The following is a 24,588-nucleotide window of genomic DNA, read 5'->3' on the forward strand; positions in this document are numbered from 1 at the left end:
TTCACGATGCCACCGCAACAGGGTCGCCGGGGTCACGAAGAACACCGACCAGCGAGGGCGGGGCAGCAGCCGCGACAACACCGCCAGCACCACCCGGTCCGCCGGTTCGAGATCGGGGCGGGTCACCTGGCGGCGCAGCACCGCCACCTGATGGCGAAGCACCAGGATCTCCACATCCTTGGCCCCGCCATCGCGGGCGATCTGGGACAACATCTGTAGGACCTGGCGCAGGAGCAGGTACACCAACGACGTGCTCATGGCCACGAGCATGACGGCTGCGCAGGGCTCAAGCTCGCACAGAACGTAGGCCACGCGACGTAACCCAATTCTCGAGCCCCACAGGCGATCGGGCGCGGCGGGCGAGCCCCGCCGCGCCCCCGGTCATCAGTTGAGCTGGACGGTCGCCTCCTGCTGCGGGCGCAGCACGACCGGTCCGACGAGTCCCGACTGCTGTGGCGAGCCATGGGCGTTGGCTGGCGTGTTGGTCACCGTGACGTCGATCCGGTTCTCCCCCACGTGCAGGAGGTCGGTCACGTCGAGCCGGTAGGGTTCCCACAAGAGGCGGCCGGCCTGCGTGCCGTTCACGGCGACGTGGGCGACGTCCCGGACGCTCCCGAGGTCGAGGATCAGCCGTCGCCCCGATGCCAGATCCTGTGCCGAGAGGCTGACGTTCTTCTCGTACGTCGCGTCCCCGGAGTAGGACCGGTCGGCCTCCGTCCATGACCCCAGGGGTCGCTCGCTCCATTGCGCATCGGGCTGGTCGAAGCGGAAGCGCCAGGGACCGTCGAGCGCGATCGGCGCAATGGGGCCCCCGACGTGCAGGCTGCCCGTGTACGTCCGCGGGCCCTCGGCGCCGATCAGCGTGAAGTCGCCTGGCCGGTCGGCGAAGACGGTGGCCTCGAGCGTGTCCCGATCAGTCTTGCTGACCGAGCTCGCTTCGAACGGAGACTGCACCAGATGTGGCGCCGGCGGCTGGCCCCGGAACACCACCGCCAGGGTCTTGGTCGGCTCGAGGTGCAGCGGCAGGGTCGTGGTGTGGCTGCCGGGTGTCGCGTCGAACCGGGTCGCGACGCGGTGGGAGCCGTCGTCGGGATCCCAGATCTCCGGCGTGCCCATGATCGGGAAGGCGGCGGTGGTGTCCACCGCCTTGGTGCCCTCGTTCATGAGGATGAACACCTGGTCCGGTCCGTGCTTCACCCGCAGCACACGGATCTCCGGGCTGGCGGGCTGGAGCTGCGCGGCGGGTGCGCGGGCCTCGTCGAGCGCCCGCTGGAGGTCCGTCGTCGTGGAGACGAACTCCGCGTGGCCGGACCCGACCTGATGGTCGGTCGGCTGCGGGTGGGCGGGGTCCGTGCCGAACAGGCGGATGAGCGCCGCGCGCAGTGCCTCGTCCTGGCCGTCGGCCTCCTGGGCCGGGAGTTCGCCGTAGGCGATGACCGTGCCTCCGGCGCGCGCGAGCTCGTCGAGGCGGGCGACTGCCTTGACGCTCATCGTCGGCGCCGGCGGCAGGACCACGACTCGATAGGACTGCGGGCCCACCGTCAGGGCCTGGTCGCTGACGACCGCCTGGCGCTTCATCGCGGGGTCCCCGTTGAGGGAGGCCTCGTCGAGGATGTCGAAGTCGACCTGCGCGTCCTCCATCGTGTAGGTGACGGAGCGGAACGCGTCGTCGAGCGCGTCGCCCGTCTCGGTCCGCTGCCAGGCCTGTGCGGCGGTCTGCGGGTGCAGCAGGGCCGTGGGCGCGTTCGCCTGTCCTCGCGTCAGCTCCATCACCCGGCCCGTCCAGTCGACGACGCCGTCCATCGAGTCCCACCATGGGTTGGAGGGTTGGAGCGGCGGGGGATAGCGCACGCTGTCCGGGTTGGACCAGTACGCGTGCAGCACCGTCAGGTTGACGCCCCGCACGCCCATCGCGCCGTTGACGTAGCGTGCCAGCTGCGGAGTGACGCCCCAGCCGTAGGCGCCGAGGTTTTCGTGCAGGATCCGGCTGGCGCCCTGTTGATGCCCGTCGCTGGTGATGTAGCGCGGGACCAGGTTGCGCAGCCCGGGCGCCACCCTGCCGCTGATGGCGTCCCCGCCGGGCACTTGGATCCACTGGTTGTCCTTGTGGATGTCGCCGGTCTCGCGGAGCATCCAGGCCGGTGGGCGATCGTCGGACAGGGGGTTGGAGATGATCTGCGTGCCGTGCGCCCGAGCCCAGTCGCCCTGCTGCTTGTAGTAGGCCTGCGCGAGCGCGTCACCGGCGGCGTTCGAGAGCACGCCCCGCAGCCGGCTGCCGGCAGGTCCGTAGTCGCCGAAGGTGGCGGCCAGCGCCTGCGCCGGCGTCGAGCCGGCGCTCGTGATGTTGCGCCCGACGAGGTCGGACCACGGGGGCTCCGCGCCGTACCCGGTGGCGATCCGCGGCTCGTCGTCCCAGAGCCCGCGGACCACGCCTGCGTCGAACGCCCAGGCGAAGCGCCGGTGGTAGTCGTCGTGGACCACCTGGATGTAGCGCCTGATCGCCTCCTCGTCGAACAGGTTCAGGTATCCGTCGCCGCCGAAGTCAGTGCGGGCGTGGTGGAGGTAGTACTCGATCTGGTAGTTGCCGTCCGGGACGCTCCACGACGTCCCTGCGCGGAAGCGGTCGATGAGGTCGATGAGTCCGCCGAGGTCCGGCTTGCCGTCGTGTACCGGCAGCGCGGCCACGCCGACGACGTTGTCGGCCGGCACCGGAGTGGCGAAGTCGCTCAACGCCGACTCCGAGTCGAAGGTCTGCGAGAGCAGGGTTGCGCCGTCCGGCGCGGTCACGCGCAGGTTGTCGAAGGTGGCCGACTCGTGCTGGGTGGTTGCTTCCCGGAAGCCGATCGTGCCGTGCGCGTAGGTTGCGTCGGTGGTCTCGTCGACGATCGTGCCGTCGATCGAGGTGACCACGTGGTCGCCTTCGACGCGCGTCTCGACGTGGTACGAACGGCCGCTCACCACGTTGAACGGCAGCCGCATCACCCGGGTCGACACGTACGCGCCGTTCTTGTAGATGATCTTCGTCAGGTTTCCGCCCGCGGCCCCCGCATGGGGATAGTTGCCGAGCAGGTACATGTAGCCGTTCGCGGTGTCCTGGGCGCGGTAGACCCAGCCGGCCTGCGCATAGCTGCGGCCACCGAGCGATGCCGTCTGGAGTGGCTGCGTGTCGAAAGAGAGCGTGTAGTCGGTCCAGTCGCTGCCGCGGCCCAGTAGCGTGACGTAGCCCCCGTCCACCTTCAGGCGGCCCTCGGACACGCTGAGCGCGGTGGGGATCAGCCCGGGAAAGCGACCGCGGACGTCGAACGATCCCGGTCCTGAAGCCTCGAGCTCGCTCCGCGCGACGCTCTGCGCGCGCAGCTCGGGATGCGGTTCGTAGACGCGGTCGCCGACAGTGCCGCCGTTGACGACGTAGCCGGCGGCGCGGCCGCTGGGGAAGCTGCGGTCGTTGTACAGCCACACCTTCATGTCCGTCCGCTGCGCCTCGCGCAGGGCGTGCCCGACCATCGCGAACCAGCCCTCGGTGAAGAAGGCGGGGTTCAGGGACGAGGTCGCGTCGGGGAAGATCACCGCCTCGCGGATGCCTTCGCTACGCATGTCGGCCAGTTGGCGGTCGACGAGGTCCTCGGTGATGGTCCCGTTCCAGAACCAGAGCATCGTGGGCTTGCTGTCGCCGGTCGGATTCTCGAAGCGGGCCCCAGACAGCGCAGATCCCGCCACGGCGTCCGCTTGCCGCGTCCTTTCCTGCGCCGACTGGTCGCTGCCGGCGAGTGCCTGCAGGGGGGACACGGCCACGAGGACCAAGGCCGTGAGGACGCCCACCAATTTCGACATGTGCCTGCCTCGATGAGCGAAACGCGAACTTGTCTGTGCAGCCGGCACGCCGCCCCCTCCCAGGTGGTGCGTCTCGACGCCCGGTGACCGCTGCGCCGACCCACACTCACTCATATGCTTCGAGCTCCATGATCCTGCTGTACCCGTGGTCGTTGGTGTCGTGGACGACGATCCGCAGTGCGCTCACCGTCGTCGCTGAGAACGTCGACTCGACGACGCCCGCCGTGTTGCCCCGCACCTCCGCCGCCGTCTGCCACGCACCCGCAACCTGCAGCTGAACGTCGTAGTCGCGCAGACCCCAGCTGGCCGCCGGGTACTGCCGACTGTCCAGCGTGAGGACCTTCACCCGCCCGAGCCGCACCGGACGCTCCCAGTTGGCGGTCAGCGAATCGGGGAACGCGCCGGCCGTGCCGTCGTTCCATCCGCCCGCACCGTTGTTCCACTGCTCGGAGTCGGTGTTCCCGTTGTTCGCCAGCGACGGCGAGGAGTTCGCGTGGGTGCTGGACGCGGACATCATGGCCCCCCGCACCCAGTTGTCGGTCGCCAGCAGGGCCACGGTCAGGGACTCCCCGCCCACCTCGAAGGTCAGCGTGCCGTCCGGCGTGCCGGGATCCCGCACGACCGTCACCGGGACCTCGAGCGAACCGCCGGCGGGCACGGTCGCCTGCTCGGACTCCACCGTCACTTGATAGCCCTGGCTGGCGCTCAGCGCCGGTCGTACGACCGAGTCGGCGTCGGTGGTGTTCTGCAGGGTGAACACCACCCGGGCCGGCTCCTCGGGCAGCGTCAGCACCTCGTGCGCGGAGGCACCCGCCACCACGACCGGGGGCAGGACCGAGTCGGGATCCACCATGGCGAGCGCGTTCAGGTGCCAGAACTCGCCGGGAATGCCAGACAGGCGAAGGTCCACCGTCTTCCCGGACGGCCCGCCGTCGAGCGTGAAGGTCAACCACTCGAACTCGTTACCCGCGAGCACCCGGCTGCGGGCCAGCTCCGCCCCGTCGACGCTGACGATGGTGGGCTGGGAGCGGACGACATCGCCGACGAGCAGGTACGTCGGGTACGAGCCCGGCGGGACGGCGATGCGCAGGGTGCGGGCGGGGACGTCGGCGCAGAAGTCGCGCCGCAACGCGTCGAGGGCCGATCCGCGGTCGCGCTGCTGCGGCGGGGTGCCCACCCAGCCGAAGCCGCGCTGCGCGTCCCAGGCGGTCTCCGGGCTCAACCGCGCGTAGCCGGGCAGCAGCGGGCTGGACTTGGACCCGCCGTCGAGGGCGCGTACGCACCGCCGGCCGACCGGCGCCACGACCAGGGACGTGTTCGTACCCCCGAGGACCGGCAGACCACCGGCCTGCACGTCGGCGCTGACGGAGACGATCGCCCCGACCGTAGGCGGAATGACCGGCAGGTCGACCACCTCGAACTGCCGGGACTCGATGGCCGTGGTCGCAGCCTTGGCTGTCCAGCCGTCGGGGGTGTTCACCCGCGCCGTGACCTCGAGCCGGCCCGGCGACGCATTGCCGATCTCCAGCGGAAGGCGGTTGGGCCATCCGCCCAGGACCAGCTCCGCGCCGGGATCGGCGAGCTTGACCTGCACCCACGAGCGGCGTTCGTCGAGCACCCGGCTCAGTCTGAAGAAGTAGGCGACGATGGTGTCCCGCCACAGCGTGGCGTGCGCGATATGCGCGTCGAAGCGCTCCGCGACCGCCGCGTGCCGCCGGCTGTCCACCCATGGTTCGGCGTCGTCCCACGTACGGCGATCGGCCTCCGCTGCCGTGAGCCCCTCGAAATGGGTGTCGTAGATGTGCTGGACCACCGTCTTGCCTGAGTGCAGCTGGTGGCTGTACGGCACGCGGTGCATGAACAGCAGCAACTCGTCGGGCACCGACTCGAGGGACTCGTAGATCTGCTTCCACGGCTCGTGGTAGAGGCCGGTGAACCCGGTGCCGGTCGCGACCGTCCGGTCAAAGCCCACGGAGGTGCTGTCGGCGATCTGCGCGCTCGATGGGTCGGGATCGTAGTGGTCGCCGTTGCCGGCGACGAGGTTCCCGATGCCCAGCGGCGACGTGTAGTCCTCGAACGTCGCCCACGACCCGAGCAGCATCGCGGTCAGCGGCTTGACCAGCTGCGGGTGCGAGCCGACCGTCATCCGGACCCACTCGTCTGTGATCTGTTCGGCGGAGAGGCTGGGATCCCAGGCGAGGCGCCCATAGCCGTACGCGTTTGCGCCCGCGAGGTGATGGCCGGTCCAGTTCCGGTCGTCGCCGAAGTTGGAGACGCCGGACAGTCCGCCGTGGAGCGACCCGAAGGCCGACCCGTCGACGATGTGCGCCACCGTCGTCCCCGCCCCCTTCGCGTACGTGTCGAAGGCCAGGACGCTCTTCCACCAGGGCACGAGGTAGCACAGGTGGGTGGCGTGGCCGGTGTGCTCCTGGGTGACCTGCAGCTCGAGAGCCATGCTGGTGCGGGGCATGGCCCCGAAGAGCGGGTGCACGGGCTCGCGGACGTGGAAGTCGACCGGACCGTACTTCGCCTGCACCACGACGTTGTCGGCGAAGTGACCATCCAGCGGCACGAAGGTCCGGTACGCGTCGGTGGAGACGTCCCCGTCGCTCAGGTCGTACACGAACGCCCGCCAGATGACCAGGCCGCCGTGCGGTGCCACGGCTTCGGCTATCACGTTGGCGCCGTCCGCGTGCGTGCGGCCGTACTCGGCCGGGCCCGGCTGCCCCTCGGAGTTGGCCTTCACGAGGAAACCGCCGAAGTCCGGGATCTTCCCGTACACCTCCGCTGCCTTGTCGCGCCACCAGGCCTTGACGCGGGGGTCGAGCGGGTCGGCGGTCGGCAGCCGGTCGAGGACCATCGGGCTGGCGAAGTTGGCCGAGAGCATCAGGGTCACGCCCCAGGGCCGCAGCGCGTCGGCCACGGCGGCCACCTCGTCCAGCATTTTCGCCGTCAGGAACTGCGGGTTCGCGTTGACGTTGTTGACCACCGTCCGGTTGATTCCCAGCGACGCCAGATACCGCGCATAGTCACCGACCAGCGGTGACAGGCCGGGCACCGACCACTGGAAGATCGAGCCGCCGGAATACCCGCGCTCGACGGTGTCGTTGATGTTGTCCCAGTGATTGAGCAGCCGCAGCGGGTTCGCTGGCCGGTCCCGGACGTCCAGCCGTTCGACCGGCTGCTCGGTCTGCAGCAGCCGCAGAAGGTGAAAGGCGCCGTAGAGCACCCCGCGGTCTCCCGTGCTCGCCACCACCACGATGTCCTTGCCGCCGTCGCCGCGCACCCGACGCAGCACGAAGCCCTCCGGACCGAGCTCGTCCAGTTCGGCGGCGGCGAGTAGATCGAGCACCAGGGCGGAGCTGCTCGGGGTGCCCAGCACCACGGCACCCTGCTCGGACGGCTGGGCCGCGGTCGGGACGTCGCGGTCCAGCAGCCCGCTGAGGCCCCGCGTCAGCTCCGCCGCCGCGGATTGCAGCACCGACGATTCGCCTTGGCGTACGACGTGCGTGAACGCCCGGGTGTATTCCGCACGTCGGCCGGGGTTACCCACCGGCCGGTACCGCAACCACAGCTCGTGCCCGTCCTCGGCCGGATCGAGCTGGGGCAGCTGCGCTGGCTGGGCTTGCGCCGCCAGCGCCTGCGGGGGCAGCAGCCATGCGCCGGCCACGGCTCCGGCGCCTGCCGTCAACAGCCGCCGCCTGGTCAGTCCCGACATCGTCTCTCCTCGATTCGGTCGTCCTCGTCACTCGGCCGGTTGCAGGACGAGCGCCACCAGTCGCCAGTAGCCGTCCCGCTGGGCGCCGACCAGCTCCAGGTCGGCGGTCCGGCCGTCCGCGCCACCGTCCAGGGAGAACGTGAACCAGCGGAACTGCCCCTGCGGGATGATCTCCGGGCCGGAGGAGCCGAGATTCTGGGAGTTCTCGCGGATCGTCGTCGTTCCCGAAGGCGCGAACGCATCGCCCGTCAGCACGTGCACGACATGTACGCCGGGCGGCACCGCGACCCGTAGCACGTACGGTGCGTCCCGCCCCAGCATGAAGTCGCGCCGGAGATCGTCGAGGAGATTGCGGTCGCGGAAATCGGGCGTCCGGCCGACCCAGCCGTACCCACGGACCGGATCCCAGGCGTCGTCGGGTGCCAGGCGCTTGTACGTGGCCAGTACGGGGCTCGCCGAACTGCCGGCGTCCAGCGCGAGTGGTACCGCGTCGCCGGGTGGCACCGCGACCACGGACAGGGACCGCTCGCCGTCTCCGACCTCTGCCTCGGAGGTCACCCGGACGCGTACGGTCGCGATCGTGGGGACCAGTGGCGGCGTGACCTTGACCCGCACGGTCTCCTCCGTGCCGGCGGGCAGCACACAGGACAGCGGTTCGCTCACCCAGCCATCCGGCACGTCGATCTCGATCGTGACCGGAACGGGATCGTTGCCGGTGTTGGCCACCGACACGGCGACCTCTGTCGGCCGGCCACCCAGCCAGGCCAAGTCGGCCTCGACGTCGGTCAGCACGGCCGGGGGCAGGACCGAGTTGGGATCGACGATGACGAGCGCGCACAGATGCCAGAACTGGTCGGGAACGCTGTCGAACGTCAGGTCGACAGTGCGACCGCTCGCGCCGCCGTCGAGTGAGAACCGGACCCAGGCGAATGACCCGCCGGGGAGTTGCGGACTCTCGGCCACCCGCTGTCCGTCGGCGACGATGAAGGTCGGGTAGGAGTCGGGCCCGCCGTCCCCGACGAGGACCGCGACGTCGTGCCGCCCGGCCGGGATCGCGATCCTGAGCGTACGGGCCGGGTAGTCGCCGCAGAAGTCGCGCCGCAGCGCGTCCCACGCTCCTCCCCGGTCACGATCCTGGGGAGCGCCCCCAACCCAGCCAAACCCACGCTTCGGATCCCACGCGGTTGCCGGCGTCAGCCGCTGGTAGTCGCGGACAAGCGGGCTGCTGGACGAGCCGGCATCGAGCGCGAGCAGGCACCGCCTGCCCGCCGGAGTCACCACGAACTGCTTGCCCGTGTTGCCGAGCGTCTCCAGCGCGGTGGGCTCGACAGCGAGGTCCAGGGTCACGATGTCCGCGGTGAGGGGCGGCTGCACCGGCAACTTCAGCGTCGCGAACTCGGTGGACGGGATGACCCGTTCGCCGGGCGACGCATTCCAGTGGTCGTCGGGGACCGCAACGGTGGAGCGGACGGCGAGGTCCTCGCCGGTCGCGTTGCCGATCTCGACGGGCAATCGGTTGGGCCAGCCACCGAAGAGCACGGCCGACGCTCCGCCGAGATCCGCCTGCAGCCAGGCGCGGCGCTCGTCGAGGATCCTGCTGTAGCTGAAGAAGAACGCCACCACGGTGTCGCGCCAGAGCCGCGCATGTGCCATCTGGTCGTCGAACGTCTTCCGTACATCGGCGTGTCGCTGCGGGTCTACGTACGGGCCCATCCGCAGCCAGGTCTCCCGCTGCTTCAGGGCATGGCGGAAACCGTCGAAGTGACTGTCGAAGATGTGCTGAATCACGGTCCTGCCGGACTGCAGCCGGTGCGTGTACGGAACCTTGTGCATGAAGAGCAGGAGTTCGTCCGGGACGGAGGCCAGCGACTCGTAGGTGTCGGCCCAGTACTTGTGATAGAGGGCGGTGTACCCGGTGCCGGTCGCCGCCGTCCGGTCGAAGCCGGTGCCGGTCGCGTCGGTGTAGTGGGACAGGTTGAGCGTCGACCGGGGGTCCGGATCGAAGTGCGCGCCCAGCGGGTAGGTGAGATAACCCATGCCCAGCGGCGACGTGTAGTCCTCGTATGTGCGCCACGACCCGAGCAGCACGTCGGTGAGAGCCGCGACCAGGACGTCGTTGTTCCCGAAGGTCATCCGCACCCACTCCCGCGCGATCTCCTTCGCGTCGAGCCTCGGGTTCCAGGCGAGTCGGGCGTAGCCGTGGGTATTTGCGGCCCCCAGTTGATAGCCGGTCCAGTCCCGGTCGTCACCGAAGTTCACCACCCCGGCGAAGCCGACGTTTGTCTGGCCGTACGCGCTGCCGTCGACGATCCGGGCCACGGTGCTGCCCTCGCCCTGCATGCGGGTGTCGAAGTCGAGGACCTCCTTCCACTGCGGTACGAGGTAGCACAGGTGGGTGGCGTGGCCCGTGTACTCCTGGGTGATCTGCAGCTCGATCATCTGGTTCGTCTTCGGCAGCGCACCGAACAGCGGATTCACCGGTTCTCGGACCTGGAAGTCGATCGGCCCGTTCTTGGTCTGGACCGCGACGTTATCGGCGAAGTCGCCGTCCAGCGGTGCGAAGACCCGGTGCTGGTACTCGGCCCAGTCGCCGAACCCCTCGTGGACGAACGACCGCCAGATGACGATGCCGCCGTGTGGCGCAACGAGGTCGGCGAGCATGTTGGCGCCTTCGGCGTGGGTGCGTCCGTAGTCCAGCGGGCCGGGTTGACCTTCGGAGTTGGCTTTGACCAGGAACCCGCCGAAGTCGGGTATCGCGTCGTAGATCTCGGCCACCTTGGCCCGCCACCATGCCTGGACGCGTGCGTCGGCGGGGTCGGCGGTCCTGATCGGGTCAGCGTCGTCCGCGGTGAGGATGATGGGGCTCGCGTAGTTGGCGGAGAGGTAGGAGGTGATACCCCACTCGCGGAGCGGCCCGGCCAGGGCTGCCAGGCCCGGAAGGCGGTTCGAGGCCAGGAACTGGGCGTCGGCGTTGACGTTGTTGACCACCGTGCCGTTGATCCCGACCGAGGCGAGCGCTCGCGCGTAGTCGGTGTAGCGCGGATCCAGCGTCGGGAGCCCGTCCCAGTTGAAGATCGAGCGGCCGGCGTACCCGCGCTCCACCGACCGGTTCAGGTTGTCCCAGTGGTTGATCAGGCGTAGCGGGCTCGCAGGGCAATCCCGCACGTCCAGCCGGCCGATTGGCTGCTCGGTCTGGAGCAGCCGCAAGAGATGAAAGGCTCCGTACAGAACGCCACGCTCGCCGGCGCTGGCCACGACGGTGACATCCTCGCCGCCCAGGCCGATGCGCCGCAGCACATATCCCTCAGGGCCCAACTCGGCCAGCTCATCGGCGGGTATCGCGGACCGGATCAGCGGCGAACTCTCCGGCGTACCCAGCACGACGGCCCCCGGCCTGATTGGTGCGGCCGCTCCCGGGACGCTCCGGGCCAGCAGCCCCGTCAGGCCGCGAACCAGCTCCGATTCCGCAGCCCGCAGTACCGCTGTATCGCCCTGGCGGACGATCTGAGTGAACGCCCGCTCGTACTCGAGTCGGCGTTCCCGATGAGCGACGGGCTGATACCGCAGCCACAACCGATAGCCGTCCTCGAGTAGCAGCTGGTCCGCGACGGGGCTGGCATAGGCGGGTTTCGTCTGCGCCTCCGCGGCCAACAGGTAGGCGCTCAGGACGCCTCCGCCGCCGGCCTTCAACAGCGCCCGACGCGATATGCCCGGCATGCGGTCCTCCTTCCGCAGGTGCTGGCAGGGGAGAGGAAGAGCTACTGCAAGCGGTCTGAAACCGTTTGCGATGGTCAGACCACACCAGACGCGTGGCAGAGGGTCAATGCGTTTCGCAACTGAAACTTGTTTCAGTCGTCGTCGATACGCCGTGGCGCGGGCGGCCGGATAACGCACGTGGTGCCACCGCACCCTTGGCCGTCAGGCGGGGTGCGGGGTGGCAGCCGCGCCCTCGGGGCTGGGCCGGCGCCGCCGCGGCCGCCGGCCGATCGTCCGGTCGCTCGAATCCCGTACGACCAGCTCCGGATCGAAGACAACCTGCCGGTGCTGGTGGCTGCTGTCCTCGGTCGCCTCCTCGATGAGCAGCTCCGCGGCGGTCCGTCCGAGCAGGTGCCGGGGCTGGCGAACCGAGGTGAGTGGCACTGCGGCGGCGGCGGCGAAGTCGATGTCGTCGTAGCCGACGATCGCCACGTCGTGCGGAACCCGCACGCCGCGGCGGGTCATCTCCTGAAGCACGCCGAGAGCGAGCAGGTCGTTGGCGCAGAACACCGCGGTCGGTCTGGGCATCGCCCCGGCGAGGCGGGCGGCGGCGTCCCGGCCGGCGGCGACGTTGAGGGCGCTGGTCTCGACGACGTGCAGGTCGCCCGGGTCCCGGCCGGCGGCCCGCATCGCCTGGAGGGCGCCCTGTTGCCGCTCCTGTACCTGACGGATGGTGAAGGGCCCGCCGACGAACGCGAGGTGCTCGTGCCCCTGCGCGAGCAGGTGTCGCACCGCGAGTTCGCCGCCGAGGACGTCGTTGACGGCGACGGAGCATTGCGTGTCGTCGGTCGCCCGGCGGTCGAGCAGCACGATGGGGGTGCCGCGCTCGCGTAGCTGCTCCAACCGGTGGTTGGTCGTGGCCACCGGGGTGATCAGGATTCCCTGCACCCGCTGCTCTTCGAGCAGGTCCAGGTAGCGGGACTCCTTGGCGGGGTCGTCATCGCTGTTGCAGAGGATGACCGCGAGACCGGCGTCGTTGGCGCTGTCTTCCACACCGCGTGCGACGTCGGTGAAGAACGGGTTGGCGACGTCGAGGACGACAAGCCCTATCGTGCGGCTGTGACCGGCGCGCAGGTGCCGGGCGGACTCGTTGCGGACGAAACCGAGATCGCGGATCGCGTCGAGGACCCGCCGGCGGGTGGCTTCGGCGACGATGTCGGGACGGTTGAGGACGTTGGAGACCGTGCCGACGGAGACGCCGGCCATGCTCGCGACGTCACGGATGCTCACTGGCGGTCGGTTCACGTCGTCCTCGTCTCGTCGGCGCCCGCCGCTGCCGGGCCGACCCTTGGCATTGACTCAAATGTATTAATCAGGTGACGCCCCCGTTTCGAGTCGATGTCAGAGTGATGACGTTGTGACTCTTGACACGTGCCGGAGGTCGGCTCTAGCTTCACAGCGTAGCGGTCGTTGAAACGATTCACCACCACCCCACATCGTTGGTTGGAGCCGCCGAATGAGCCCTTCTTCAGTGGACACCTCCCAGGCTCCCGTGTTGGAGGTCTCCGGCCTCACGGTCGAGTTCCCGGGGGTGCGCGCGCTCGACGGAGTCGACCTCGACATCCGCGCCGGCGAAGTGCACGCCCTGGTAGGGGAGAACGGCGCGGGCAAGTCGACCCTGTTGAAGGTCCTCGGCGGGGTCTACCCACCCAGCGCCGGCACCGTCCGGCTACGCGGCGAGGTGTACGCGCCGCGACGGCCCAGTGATGCGCACGCCCACGGCATCGCCGTGATCTACCAGGAGTTCACACTCTTCCCCGACCTCACGGTCGCGGAGAACGTGTACGCGGGACGCGAGCCGCACTCCCGGTGGTCCCGCGGGATCCGGTACGGCCAGATGCGTGCCGGATGCCGGGAACTGTTCGGCATCCTCGGGGTCAACATCGACCCCGACGCGCGGGTCGCCGATCTCAGCGTCTCCGAGCAGCAGCTCGTCGAAATCGCCAAGGCGCTCGGCGCCGACGGTCAGGTCATCGTCATGGACGAGCCGACCGCAGCACTGTCCAAGGAGGAAGTCGAGCGGCTGCTCGATGTGGTCCGCCGTCTCCGCGACGAGGGCCGCTCGGTGGTCTACGTGAGCCACCGGCTGGAGGAGGTGTTCGCCGTTGCCGACCGAGCGACGATCCTTCGTGACGGGCGCCTCGTCCGTACCCTCGACATCACGGCCACCGACGAGGACGAGCTGGTCCGACTCATGGTCGGGCGCGACATCGATTCGGTCTTCCACCGTGAGGCGGTGGCGGAGGGAAGGGTCGTCCTGCGCCTCGACAACGTGAGCGCCGGTCGGCACCTGCGCGATGTCAGCCTCGACGTACGGGCGGGGGAGGTCGTCGGCATCGGGGGCGTGGCGGGTGCCGGTCAGGCCGAGCTCACGCAGGCGGTCTTCGGCGCGCTGCCGCTCCGCGCGGGGCACATGGAACTCGACGGCCAGCGATTCGCTCCGTCGAACCCGGCGGACGCGCTCGCGGCGGGTGTGGGCTTCCTCCATGAGGACCGCAAGCATGCGGGCATCCTGCCCGACCTGTCGGTGCGCCAGAACCTCACGGTGACGGTGCTGGACCGGCTGCGTCGCGGGTTTGCCCGCCTGCTCTCCAGCCGCGCGGAGGCGAGCACCTACACCGAGTACGCCAGCCGCCTGCGGGTGCGCGCCACCGGTCCGGACCAGCTCATCAGCGAGCTCTCCGGTGGCAACCAGCAAAAGGTGCTGCTGGCCCGGGCGCTCGCGCCGGGCGGAAGGGTCCTCGTCCTCAACGAGCCCACCCGCGGCGTGGACATTGGCGCCAAGGCCGAGATCCATGCCCTCATCAACGAGCTCACCGCCGGAGGTGCGGCGGTCATCATGGTCAGCAGCGACCTGCCGGAGCTGCTCGGCACGAGCGACCGCGTCGTGGTGCTGTCCAGAGGACGCATCGTCGGGGTCCTCGAGGGACAGGACCGCACCGAAGAAAATGTCGTCGCCTGCGCGACCACGGGTCGCCGGATCGGAGTGGCCGCATGACCACCGCCGCCCCCGAGCGGGGCGCCCGCGCCACCGCCCCGCGGGCCCGTCTCAACCGGGCGATCGAGAGCGCACCGCTGGCGCTGCCGCTCGCGCTCATCGCTGTCGTCCTCACCGTGGCGACCGATCGCTTCCTCAGCGTCGACAACCTCACCAACGTCGTGGTCGCCGCCGGGATCGTCGCGATCCCCGGGCTGGCGATGACACTGTGCATCGCGATGGGAGAGTTCGACCTGTCCGTCGGCTCCACGGTGTCCCTGACCGGCGCGGTCACGTGCACGTGGATCGTAGGTGGTCACCCCGCAGCCGTCGCGATGCTCGTCGGCCTGCTCGTCGGCGCGGCGGTGGGACTGCTCAACGGCCTCGTCGTCACGAAGCTCGGCGTGACCCCGTTCATCGCGACCCTGGCGACGCTGGTCATCGTCCGTGGTGTCTCCCTCGCCTACACCGGCGGCCGGGACGCCATCGTCAGCTCGTCCACCCTGAAGTTCCTCGCCGCCGGACGTGTATTCGGCGTACCGATGCCGGTGGTACTCACCGCGGTGACGGCGCTCGCCGCATGGTGGGTGGTCAACCGCACGCGCTTCGGCCGCTGGGTGTGCGCGATCGGCTCGAACCGGGAGGCCGCGCGCATGTCCGGCCTGCCTGTCGACCGTGTACGGACCACCGTCTACGTGATCGTCGGTGTCGCCGGGGGCATCTGGGGCCTGCTCATCTCGAGTCAGCTGCAGAAGGGCTCGGGGCAGCTCGGCCTCGGATTCGAACTCGACGCGATCACGATCGTGGTGATCGGCGGCACCAGCCTGCTCGGCGGACGCGCGTCGGTCGTCGGCACGTTGCTCGGGGCGGTGCTCATCGAGACGATTCGCAACGGTCTCAACCTGCTCAACACCCCACCCGCCTACCAGCGCATCAGCATCGGCCTGCTGCTCGTCGTCGCCCTGACGATCCAGGCCCTGCGCCGCAACGCCCCCGCGGAGGCCCTCGATGACGTCTGACACCGCCCTGCCGCCGGCTCCCGGCGCCCAGGCCCCCGCCCCGGCCACCGAGACCCAGCGCCGCTGGGCCCGCCAGCACAGCATCGGAGCGCTGTGGGAGACCTGGGGGATCACGGCGGTCCTCGTCGTTCTGCTAGCCGCCTCGCCGCTGCTGTCGTCGGACTTCCTCACCGTCGCCAACCTCCAGTCGGTGCTTCGCGAAAGCGCCTACCTGGGGATCGTCGCCGCGGCGATGACGCTCGCGGTCATGAACGGCACCTTCGACCTGTCGGTGGGCGGCCAGCTTGCGCTCGTCTCAGTGACGACCCTGATGGGCTACGCGGCCGGCGGCACCGGACTCGCCGTCCTGGTCGCGGTGATCACCGGCGTGGCCTGCGGAGCGGTCAACGGCGCGCTGGTGACGGCCATGCGGGTCCCGCCGTTCGTCGCCACGCTCGGCATGCTCTTCGTCTTCCGCGGCATCGCCTACGTCCTCACGCAAGACGGCCCCAAGACGTTGCCCTACAGCGAGATCGGGTCGCCCTTCGTGAAGATCGGCGGGCTCAACGTCGCCGGTATCCCGTTGCCGTTTCTCATCATGGTGGCCTTCTACGGCGCGATCTGGGTGCTGTTGCGTCGCACCGCCACCGGGCGCCGGGTCCTGGCGTTCGGCTCCTCGCCGGAGGCCGCCCGGTTCTGCGGCATCTCCGTGCACCGCATCCGCATGCTCATCTTCGTCGTCATCGGACTCAGCGTCGGCATCGCAGCGCTGACCTACATCAGTCGGGTATGGACCGCCGACGGCTCCGCCCAGGACGGCTTTGAGCTACGCGTCATCGCGGCGGTCGTCCTCGGCGGCACCAGCCTCAAGGGCGGCAAGGGCACCCTCATCGGCACGTTTTCCGCGGTGCTGCTGGTCGGCGTCCTCAACGATCTGCTGGTCAGTCGCGGTGTCGACGCCTCCTATCAGCGGGTCGTGCTCGGCTGCGTGCTCATCACCGCACTCGCCATCGACGGGCTCCGCACGCGGTTCGCCGCGCCCGGCTCGTTCGCCCACATGCTGCCCCGTCGGCGCCGGGAGGCGCCGGCACGCTGACCACGTCTCCCGTCCCTGTCCACGTCAAAAGAGAACGCGCTACCAGCAGTTGAAACGTCTCAGCTTTCACCGCCCGCTGCGGCGACGCAAGCGGGAACCTTCAAAGGAGGAACCGTGCGCACCACCTTCTCCACTCTGGCCGTCGCCGGGGTGCTCGCCCTCGGGCTGACCGCGTGTTCGGACTCGACGACCGCCGAGGGCGGCAAGCCCTCCGGCAAAGCCAGCGGCGATGTCACCGTCGGCTTCTCCGTCTACGACATGCAGTACGAGTTCTTCCAGAAGATGGAAAAGGGCACCCGCGAAGCCGTCGAGGCAAAGGGCTGGAAGTTCAAGCTCCACGACGAGAAGAGCGACGAGAACGAGATGGTGACCGGCGCCCAGGCGCTGCTCGACCAGGGCGTCGACGTCCTCATCATCAGCCCGTTCAAGCCTGACGCACTCGGCCCGATCGTCGCCAAGGCCAAGCAGAAGAAGATCCCGGTCATCATCGACGACATCGGCGGGGGCGGCACCCCGTACGACGCCATCGTGATCTCCGACAACGCGGACGGCGGTAAGCAGGCCGCGGACTACATGGCCCAGCAGGTCGCGGCCAACGGCGCCAAGAGCAAGAAGGTCGTATCGATCACCTGCGAGCCCTCGGCCGTCTACGCGGCCCGGCGTAACCAGGCGTTCGACCAGCAGATCAAGGACAAGGGCTTCCAGGTTGTCACCGAACTCTCCGGCAACTCCAAGGCCGAAGAGGCGTACAAGATCATGAAGGACGCCCTTGCCAAGGACCCCGACGTCGTCGGCGTCTTCGCCTGCAACGACCCGATGGGCGTCGCCGCCGCCAACGCGATCAAGGACGCCGGCAAGGATCCGGTCAAGGGCATCGTGACCGTTGGCTTCAACGCCGACCCCGAGGCGGTCACCGCGATCGGCAAGGGCGGGCTGTCGGCCACCATCGCCCAGGACCCGGCGGGCATGGGCGCCAAGACCGTGGAACTCGCGGCGCAGGCTGTCAGCGGCGGAAAGCTGACCTACGACGACGAGACCAACCGCGAGGTGTTCCAGAAGGTCACGCTCGTGACCAAGGACAACGTCGCCCAGTTCGCGGGCTGAGCCAGCGCCGTCCCGGGGCGAGACCCACCCGCCCCGGGACGGCACCCAAACGGCGCCCGCAGTCGATTTCGCCCTGCTGCTCAACCGCCCCCCTGACCCTGATGGCGCCGCTGGCGCGCCGCCCCGGTCGCCGGGTGATCCCCTCGCTCCTTCTGTCGCCACCGAGGTAGGTATCCCGTGAGCACGCCCATCTCCCGCAAGAATTTCCTCCGCCTGGCCGGCGCGAGCGTCGGCGCCCTCGCCGTCGACGGCGTGGTCGGCAGCCCGGCCGCCGCACAGACGCCGACCGAACGGGCACAGGAGCCCGGCGTCGAGTTCGTCGCCTACTACTTCCCCCAGTGGCACGCCGATCCCCGTAACGAGCAGTGGTTCGGACCGGGGTGGAGCGAGTGGGAGGTGCTCAAGTCGGCCCGCCCGCGCTTCGACGGCCACGACCAGCCGAAGCGGCCACTCTGGGGCTACACCGACGAAAGCGATCCCGAGCAGATGGCTCGACGCATCGACGCGGCTTCCAGCCACGGCCTCAACGCCTTCATCTTCGACTGGTACTGGTACGACGGCCCCTTCCTAAACGGCGCCCTGGACCGTGGCTTCCTCAAGGCCGACAACGCGGACGACCTCAAATTCGCCCTCATGTGGGCCAACCACGACTGGTGGGACCTGTACCCGGCCAAGCGCCGCACCCTCTACGACACCCTGATGCCCGGGGCGACCGATCGCGCAGGGTTCGAGCGCGCCACGGACCACGTCATCGCCAACTACATGCACCACCCGCGCTACTGGCGCGTCGGCGGCAAGGCCTACTTCTCGATCTACGACATCGGGACCCTGCAGACCGGGCTCGGCGGCCGCCCCGCGACCCGCGCAGCGCTCGATGACCTGCGGGCGCGAGCGGCTCGCGCCGGCGTCGGTGAGCTGCACCTGAACGTCGTCGTCAACCAGTGGATGCCCGACATCAACGCGATGGTGGCGGACTTGGGCTTCGACAGCGTCACCCATTACACCTGGATCCACCACGAGTACGACCTGCTCACCCAGATCGCCACGCCGTACGACACGGTCCGGGAGTCCGCCGCGCGCAGTTGGCAGCGGTTCGACGGCGACTTCGAGGCGCCGTACTTCCCGGTGGTGAGCATGGGCTGGGATCCGAGCCCCCGGACCGCCCAGTCCGACGTCTACGAGCACATCGGCTACCCCTTCACACCGGTCTTCACCAAGAACACCCCCGGTGAATTTCGGCAGGCGTTGCAGGCGGCGCGCGAATTCGTGTCCAAGCCGGAGCACGAGCTGAAGATCGTCGCGATCAACGCCTGGAACGAGTGGACGGAGGGCAGCTACCTCGAGCCCGACGTCGAGCACGGCATGGCCTACCTCGACGCTCTTCGCACGGTCTCGGCGAGAGCACGATGAGCGCCGGTGGCGCATTGGTTCGTATTCTCGTCCGTACGAGGATCCTGGTCGTGGCGGCCGCGCTCGGGCTGCCGCTGGCCGCGGTCGCGATCCCGGCTGCCGCGTCGCCCGGCACGGGTGCCGCTCCCTTGATGAGCACGACGGTGGTCAACGGCGACACGCATGGCGGGACGATCCGCTTCGACGTGGACGGGAACGCGATCGACGCGCACGACGGGGAGATCCAGCGGTTCGGGGACCGGTACTACCTTTACGGCACCAGCTACGGCTGCGGCTACGTGCGGCTCGAGCGCCCCGCCACGCCGTGGTGCGGCTACCGGGTCTACTCCTCGTCGGACCTCGCCCGCTGGACCGACGAAGGCCCGCTTTTCGACGCCACCACCGCCGCATGGCAGCCGCGGTGCAACAGCGCGACGCTGTCGTGCTATCGCCCGCACATCGCATACAACGCCGCCAGCCGAAAGTACGTCCTGTGGGTCAACACCTATGAGGTGCCGGTGCACTTCCACGTGCTGACCAGCGACTCTCCGACAGGGCCCTTCCTGGAACAGCCGGACCTGCCGAAGCTGGCGCTCAACGGCGGCGGCGACATGGACCTGTTCGTCGACGACGACGGGTCGGCCTACCTGGCGTACACGCTCACCGGCAACGGCTACGACATCGCCGTCGAGCGGCTGGACGAGACCTACACGACAGGGACCGGCGCGTACACCAGGCTCGAGGTCCGCAACACCGAGGCGCCGTCACTGTTCCGGCGGGGCGAGACCTACTACGTGACGCTCTCCGATCCGAACTGCGCGTACTGCTCCGGCACCGGCGCCTCGTACCTCACCGCTCCCTCGCCGCTCGGGCCCTGGACCGGGGCGATGCGCGGTGATGCGCCGATCATCGACGGGCAACTGAAGTTGGCCAATCTCGGCGCGGTCAGCAAGCCCGGCCTCGACTGGACGGACTACACCCTCGATCTGTCCGTCACTCCGCTGCAGACCGGCGGCGGCGGAGCGTACGCCCAGGCCGGATGGTTCTTCCGCGCCCAGGACACCCGCAACGGCTATGCCTGGCTGATCGGCAACTACCCGCACCCGGGAGCGACCGGCGGCAATCTCACCAAGGTCGTCTACGTCGACGGACAGCCGGCCAAGGTCACCGTGCTCAAGCTGCCGTTCTCGATCGTCGGCGGCCAGCGCTACCAGGTCCGCACCGAGGTACTCGGCTCGACCTTCCGCACCTGGGTGAACGGAGTGCTCGTGGACACGACCACCGACTCCACCTACGCCACGGGCCGGATCGGGCTGCGCGAGACGACCGGCGAGAGCGGCCTGTTCGACAACGTCAGCGTTGCCGCTCCCGACGGCACCCTCCTATTCCAGGAGGGTTTCTCCGGCGACACCGCGCAGTGGATCGGGTTGGAGCCGCGCAAGCGTGGCTTCCCGATCAGCGAGGACTCCTGCGGTGGACAGCCGGCCGATGTCGCTGTGCTTCCCGCGCCAGGCGGTCGCACGTACCTCTTCCAGTCGGACCGCTGGAACAACGGTGATCAGAACGAGGCGCTCGCCACGCACAACTGGGTGCCGCTGCGATTCCGGGCGGACGGCTCGATCGAGCCCCTGACCTGCGGCGCGACCTACGACCTGACGCTCGCGGGACTCAAGCAGGGCAGTGACCGCGTCCCGGCCGACCTGGACCAGACCACGGGTTCAGCCGGCTTCCGCGCCTTCTGCGACACCAAGGGCGCGCTCCGGCGGGCGCAGACCTTCATCGCCGGCCGCTCGGGTGTGCTCAGCCGCGTCGCCTACACCTCCTTCCAGGACACCCACCCGAACGGCCCGCTGACGGTGGCGATCACGACGCTGCGTCCGGACGGCACCCCCGGCGACGTGCTCTGGACCGATACCCGCCAGGTCGGCGACCTGAGCTGGGCTCCCACGGAGGTGGCCGTCGCGCCCGACATCGCGGTGACGGCCGGCACGTCGTATGCCGTGGTCGTCAGCGCCCCGACGCTCACGAAGGGTTGCTACGGCATGGCCTACGCGCCCGACGACCCGTACGCCGGCGGAGCCGCGCTGGTCAGTACCGACGGCGGCACGTCGTGGCGGGTCGAGCAGGGTCGGGATCTCAAGCTCGAGACCTCGGTGCGCCCTGGATCCGCCACCGCCAGCGTGCCGGCGGCCGCGGCATGAGCCCCCTGTACGGGCGCGTCAGCGCCTCTCGAACGCTCGGAGCAGGCAACCACCTGATGGAAGGAACGGTGGGATGACCCAGGACATTCGCGTGGTTTGTGCGGGCCGACCGTGAAGCGGCACCGCCTCCTTCTCCTGAGCGCGGCGGCCGCCATGTCGATCGTGGTCGCCACCCCACCCGCCGCGGCCGAGTCGCCGCAGCCGGTGACGACCGTGGTGAACGGCGACGCGGCCGGTTCGACGATCCGATTCGCCCCGAACGGGAACGCGGTCGACGCGCACGACGGCGAGATCCGCCGCTTCGGCAACCGCTACTACCTCTACGGCACGCGCTACGGATGCGGCTACGAGTGGCAGCGACCCGGGGCGCCGTTCTGCGGCTTCGCCTCCTACAGCTCCACCGATCTGGTGCACTGGCGCGACGAGGGCCTCCTCTTCGACGCCTCGACCACGCAGTGGCAACAGCGCTGCAACGGCAACACCTACGGCTGCTACCGCCCGCACGTCGCCTTCAACGCGGCGAGCGGGAAGTACGTCCTCTGGATCAACTCATACGACATCGGCGTGGGATACCACGTCTTCACCAGTGATCTACCGACCGGCCCGTTCGTCGAGCAGCCGTTCCCGCGCCTCGCCGTGACCGACGGCATCCCGCCAGGCTTGAACAACGGGGACCATGATCTCTTCGTCGACGGCGACGGGACCGCCTACCTCGTTTTCACCGACTGGCGCCGGGGCGGCGACATCGTGGTCGAGAAGCTCGATGCGACCTACCGCACGGGCACGGGCGAATACACCCGGTTGGGTTTGACCCGGGTCGAGGCGCCGTCGATGTTCGAGCGCGACGGGCGCTATTACCTCACCCTGTCTGACCCGAACTGCGGCTACTGCACCACCGGCACGTCCTACTTCACCGCGCCGACGCCGCTCGGCCCGTGGAGCGGTGCGCCCGCTCAGGACAGCTGGAAGGCCGCCGGCGGCGCCCTGCTGGTCGACGGCGGCGGCATCGGGCTGTCCAGGGCGGGTGCGCAATGGACCGACTATGACCTGTCGTTCACCACAACGCCGCTGCAGACCGCCTCGCAGGGCGGCCACTCGTACGCCCAGGCCGGCTGGGTCTTCCGGGCGTCCGATCCCGGCAACGGCTACTCCTGGCTGCTCGGCAACTACCCGCACGCGGGAGCCACGGGTGGCAACCTCACCAAGATCGTCTGGCGGGGCGGCGGCATCGCGAGCGCGGTGACGATCAAGACGCCGATGGCGATCGAGGGCGGGCGATCGTACGCCGTCCGCACCCAGGTGGCCGGCAACACGATCCGCACCTGGGTCGACGGGGTGCTGATCGACGAAACGACCGACGGCACGTACCCCTCGGGACGGGTCGGCTTCCGTGAGAGCGGGGGCTCGGACCACGAGAGCGCCCGCTTCGACGACGTCAAGGTCACGGCGCCGGACGGCACAGTACTGCTCGCCGACGACTTCGCCGGCGACCTCGCGGCCTGGGACCGGCCCTCCGTGCCACCTCTCGGCATCAAGATCAGCAACGACTCGTGCGGTGGACAGCCCGCCGACGTCGCCGCGCTGCCCGCCCGACAGGGCAGCGTGTACCTGTACCAGAGTGACCTGTGGGCGAACGGGGCGCCGAACGAGGCCCTGGCCCGGCACCACTGGGAGCCGCTGCGCTTCCGGGCCGACGGGTCGATCGAACCGATCACCTGCGGGCGCAGCTATGACCTGCCGCTCGCCGGGCTACGCGACACCGCCGGCCCGGCGCTGCCCGCCGGCACCGACGTGACGACCGGTGACCTCGGCTTCCGGGCGTTCTGCGACGTGGCCGGGCGGATCCAGCGGGCGCAGACCTTCACGGCGGGACGGGATGGACGGCTTCAGCGCGTCTCGTACACGACGTTCCAGGCCGGTCATCCCGACGGGCCGTTGGTGCTCGAGGTCTCCCGGCTCGGCACGGACGGACGGCCGGGCGAGCCGCTCGCACGGCGGGAGGTGCCAGCCGCCGGGGTGAGCTGGTCGCCGTCCAGGGTCGCCGTCGAGGTCGGCGTCGACGTGGCGGCGGGGGACCGGTTCGCGCTCGTCGTCCGTTCGGCCGCCAGCCGCGGTTGCTACGGCATGGCCTACAACGACGCCGACCCCTACCCGACGGGCGGCGGGGGCCTCTACAGCAACGACGGTGGCACCACCTGGCGCGAGGAGACCGGCCGCGACCTGCGCGTCGATACGACGGTGACGGCCGCCCCGTGATCGGGCCATGGGCGGGAGACGGCAATGACTGACTGACACACCGATCGCGACAAGTGAGCCCACGACGAGAGTGATGGATCAGGAGCACGACTGATGACTGACACAGCAACGGTAAAGGCCGCCCTGAGGGCGCATCGGATCGAGACACCGTCGTGGGCGTACGGCAACTCCGGTACCCGCTTCAAGGTCTTCCCCCAGGAAGGGGTGCCGCGCAACGCGTACGAGAAGGTCAACGACGCCGCGACCGTGCACCGCTTCACCGGGGTGGCACCCAGCATCGCCCTGCACATCCCGTGGGACCGCGTCGACGACTACGCCGAGCTGACCAAGCACGCCGGCGATGCGGGGATCCGGATCGGCGCGATCAACCCGAACGTCTTCCAGGAGGACGACTACCGACTCGGCAGCGTCTGCAACCCTGACCCGATCGTCCGTCGCAAGGCGCTGGACCATCTGCTGGAGTGCGTGGAGATCGGCGCTACCACCGGCTCGACGATCCTCAGCCTGTGGTTCGCCGACGGCACCAACTACCCCGGGCAGGACAGCATCCGGGCCCGTCAGGACCGTCTGGCTGAGGCGCTCGAGGCGACCTACGCCGCGATGCCCGGCGCGATGCGAATGCTGCTGGAGTACAAGCTCTTCGAGCCGTCGTTCTACACGATGGACGTTCCCGACTGGGGAACGTCGTACGCCCACTGCCTGCAGCTCGGGGACCGGGCCCAGGTGCTCGTCGACACCGGCCACCACGCACCGGGCACCAACATCGAGTTCATCGTGGCGCTGATGCTGCGCGCCGGCCGGCTCGGCGGTTTCCACTTCAACAGCCGCTTCTACGCCGACGACGACCTCATGGTCGGCGCCGCCGACCCGTTCCAGCTGTTCCGGATCATGCACGAGATCGTCCAGGGCGGCGCCCTGGACCCCGCCGCGGACGTGGCGTTCATGCTCGACCAGTGCCACAACATCGAGCCGAAGATCCCGGCGATGATCCGGTCGGTGCTCAACGTCCAGGAGGCCACGGCCAAGGCGCTGCTGGTTGACTCCGACGCGCTGCGGGCCGCCCAGGACAGCGGGGACGTGCTCGGCGCCAACGCCGTGCTCATGGACGCGTTCAACACCGACGTCCGGCCGATCCTCGCGGAACTGCGCGAGGAGATGGGCATCGACCCCGACCCGATCGCCGCCTACCGACGGTCGGGCCACCACGAGCGGCTCGTCGCTGAGCGGCAGGGCGGCGCACAGGCCGGCTGGGGCGCCTGACA

Annotated in this window: 12 protein-coding genes and 1 pseudogene; 8 read left to right on the forward strand and 5 right to left on the reverse strand. The window is 69.5% G+C overall.

From position 1 onward, the window contains the following. The 5 genes and pseudogenes from I8N68_RS25725 to I8N68_RS25745 form a co-directional block, all read right to left on the reverse strand. Nucleotides 1-258 (reverse strand): annotated as a pseudogene (locus I8N68_RS25725) (hypothetical protein); the annotation flags it as partial. Between the two features lie 126 nt (nt 259-384). Continuing rightward, the gene (locus tag I8N68_RS25730; RefSeq protein ID WP_200215073.1) at nt 385-3,654 is read right to left on the reverse strand and encodes a glycosylhydrolase-like jelly roll fold domain-containing protein; all 3,270 of its coding nucleotides are present in this window, start codon (nt 3,652-3,654) and stop codon (nt 385-387) included. Between the two features lie 283 nt (nt 3,655-3,937). After that, entirely contained in the window at nt 3,938-7,549 is a 3,612-nt protein-coding gene (locus tag I8N68_RS25735; RefSeq protein ID WP_200215074.1) for an alpha-glucuronidase family glycosyl hydrolase, read from the reverse strand. A 27-nt stretch (nt 7,550-7,576) separates the two neighbouring features. Next, nucleotides 7,577-11,266 carry an alpha-glucuronidase family glycosyl hydrolase gene (locus I8N68_RS25740; protein ID WP_200215075.1) on the reverse strand — a complete coding sequence of 1,230 codons (3,690 nt, stop codon included), beginning with the start codon at nt 11,264-11,266 and terminating at the stop codon, nt 7,577-7,579. Between the two features lie 201 nt (nt 11,267-11,467). Then, the gene (locus tag I8N68_RS25745; protein WP_307812971.1) at nt 11,468-12,535 is read right to left on the reverse strand and encodes a LacI family DNA-binding transcriptional regulator; all 1,068 of its coding nucleotides are present in this window, start codon (nt 12,533-12,535) and stop codon (nt 11,468-11,470) included. 226 nt (nt 12,536-12,761) lie between these two features. On the opposite strand from I8N68_RS25745, the gene I8N68_RS25750 reads away from it, so the two are divergent. The 8 genes from I8N68_RS25750 to rhaI all read left to right on the forward strand — a co-directional run bounded on the left by I8N68_RS25750 (nt 12,762) and on the right by rhaI (nt 24,586). Beyond that, a complete protein-coding gene (locus I8N68_RS25750; RefSeq protein ID WP_200215076.1) occupies nt 12,762-14,303 on the forward strand; it encodes a sugar ABC transporter ATP-binding protein in 1,542 nt (513 codons plus the stop codon). Further along, the gene (locus tag I8N68_RS25755; RefSeq protein WP_200215077.1) at nt 14,300-15,301 is read left to right on the forward strand and encodes an ABC transporter permease; all 1,002 of its coding nucleotides are present in this window, start codon (nt 14,300-14,302) and stop codon (nt 15,299-15,301) included. The genes I8N68_RS25750 and I8N68_RS25755 overlap by 4 nt, the downstream gene beginning before the upstream one ends. Continuing rightward, nucleotides 15,291-16,376: an ABC transporter permease gene (locus I8N68_RS25760; RefSeq protein WP_200215078.1), complete on the forward strand. Its 1,086-nt coding sequence runs from the start codon at nt 15,291-15,293 to the stop codon at nt 16,374-16,376. Before I8N68_RS25755 ends, I8N68_RS25760 begins: the two co-directional genes overlap by 11 nt. Nucleotides 16,377-16,490: 114 nt before the next feature. Next, nucleotides 16,491-17,480 carry a substrate-binding domain-containing protein gene (locus tag I8N68_RS25765; protein ID WP_200215079.1) on the forward strand — a complete coding sequence of 330 codons (990 nt, stop codon included), beginning with the start codon at nt 16,491-16,493 and terminating at the stop codon, nt 17,478-17,480. Nucleotides 17,481-17,657: 177 nt separating this feature from the next. Next, nucleotides 17,658-18,890, forward strand: a complete 1,233-nt coding sequence (locus I8N68_RS25770; RefSeq protein ID WP_200215080.1) for a glycosyltransferase WbsX family protein — start codon at nt 17,658-17,660, stop codon at nt 18,888-18,890. 50 nt (nt 18,891-18,940) lie between these two features. Continuing rightward, entirely contained in the window at nt 18,941-21,070 is a 2,130-nt protein-coding gene (locus I8N68_RS25775; RefSeq protein ID WP_200215081.1) for a family 43 glycosylhydrolase, read from the forward strand. A 153-nt stretch (nt 21,071-21,223) separates the two neighbouring features. Further along, nucleotides 21,224-23,326, forward strand: coding sequence for a family 43 glycosylhydrolase (locus I8N68_RS25780; RefSeq protein ID WP_200215082.1), 2,103 nt, complete (start codon nt 21,224-21,226; stop codon nt 23,324-23,326). Between the two features lie 93 nt (nt 23,327-23,419). After that, complete coding sequence (rhaI, locus tag I8N68_RS25785) at nt 23,420-24,586, forward strand: L-rhamnose isomerase (RefSeq protein WP_200215083.1); 1,167 nt, start codon at nt 23,420-23,422, stop codon at nt 24,584-24,586. The last annotated feature ends 2 nt before the right edge of the window (nt 24,587-24,588 follow it).

It is taken from the genome of Micromonospora coerulea (assembly GCF_016598485.1).
Taxonomy (GTDB): domain Bacteria; phylum Actinomycetota; class Actinomycetes; order Mycobacteriales; family Micromonosporaceae; genus Micromonospora; species Micromonospora coerulea.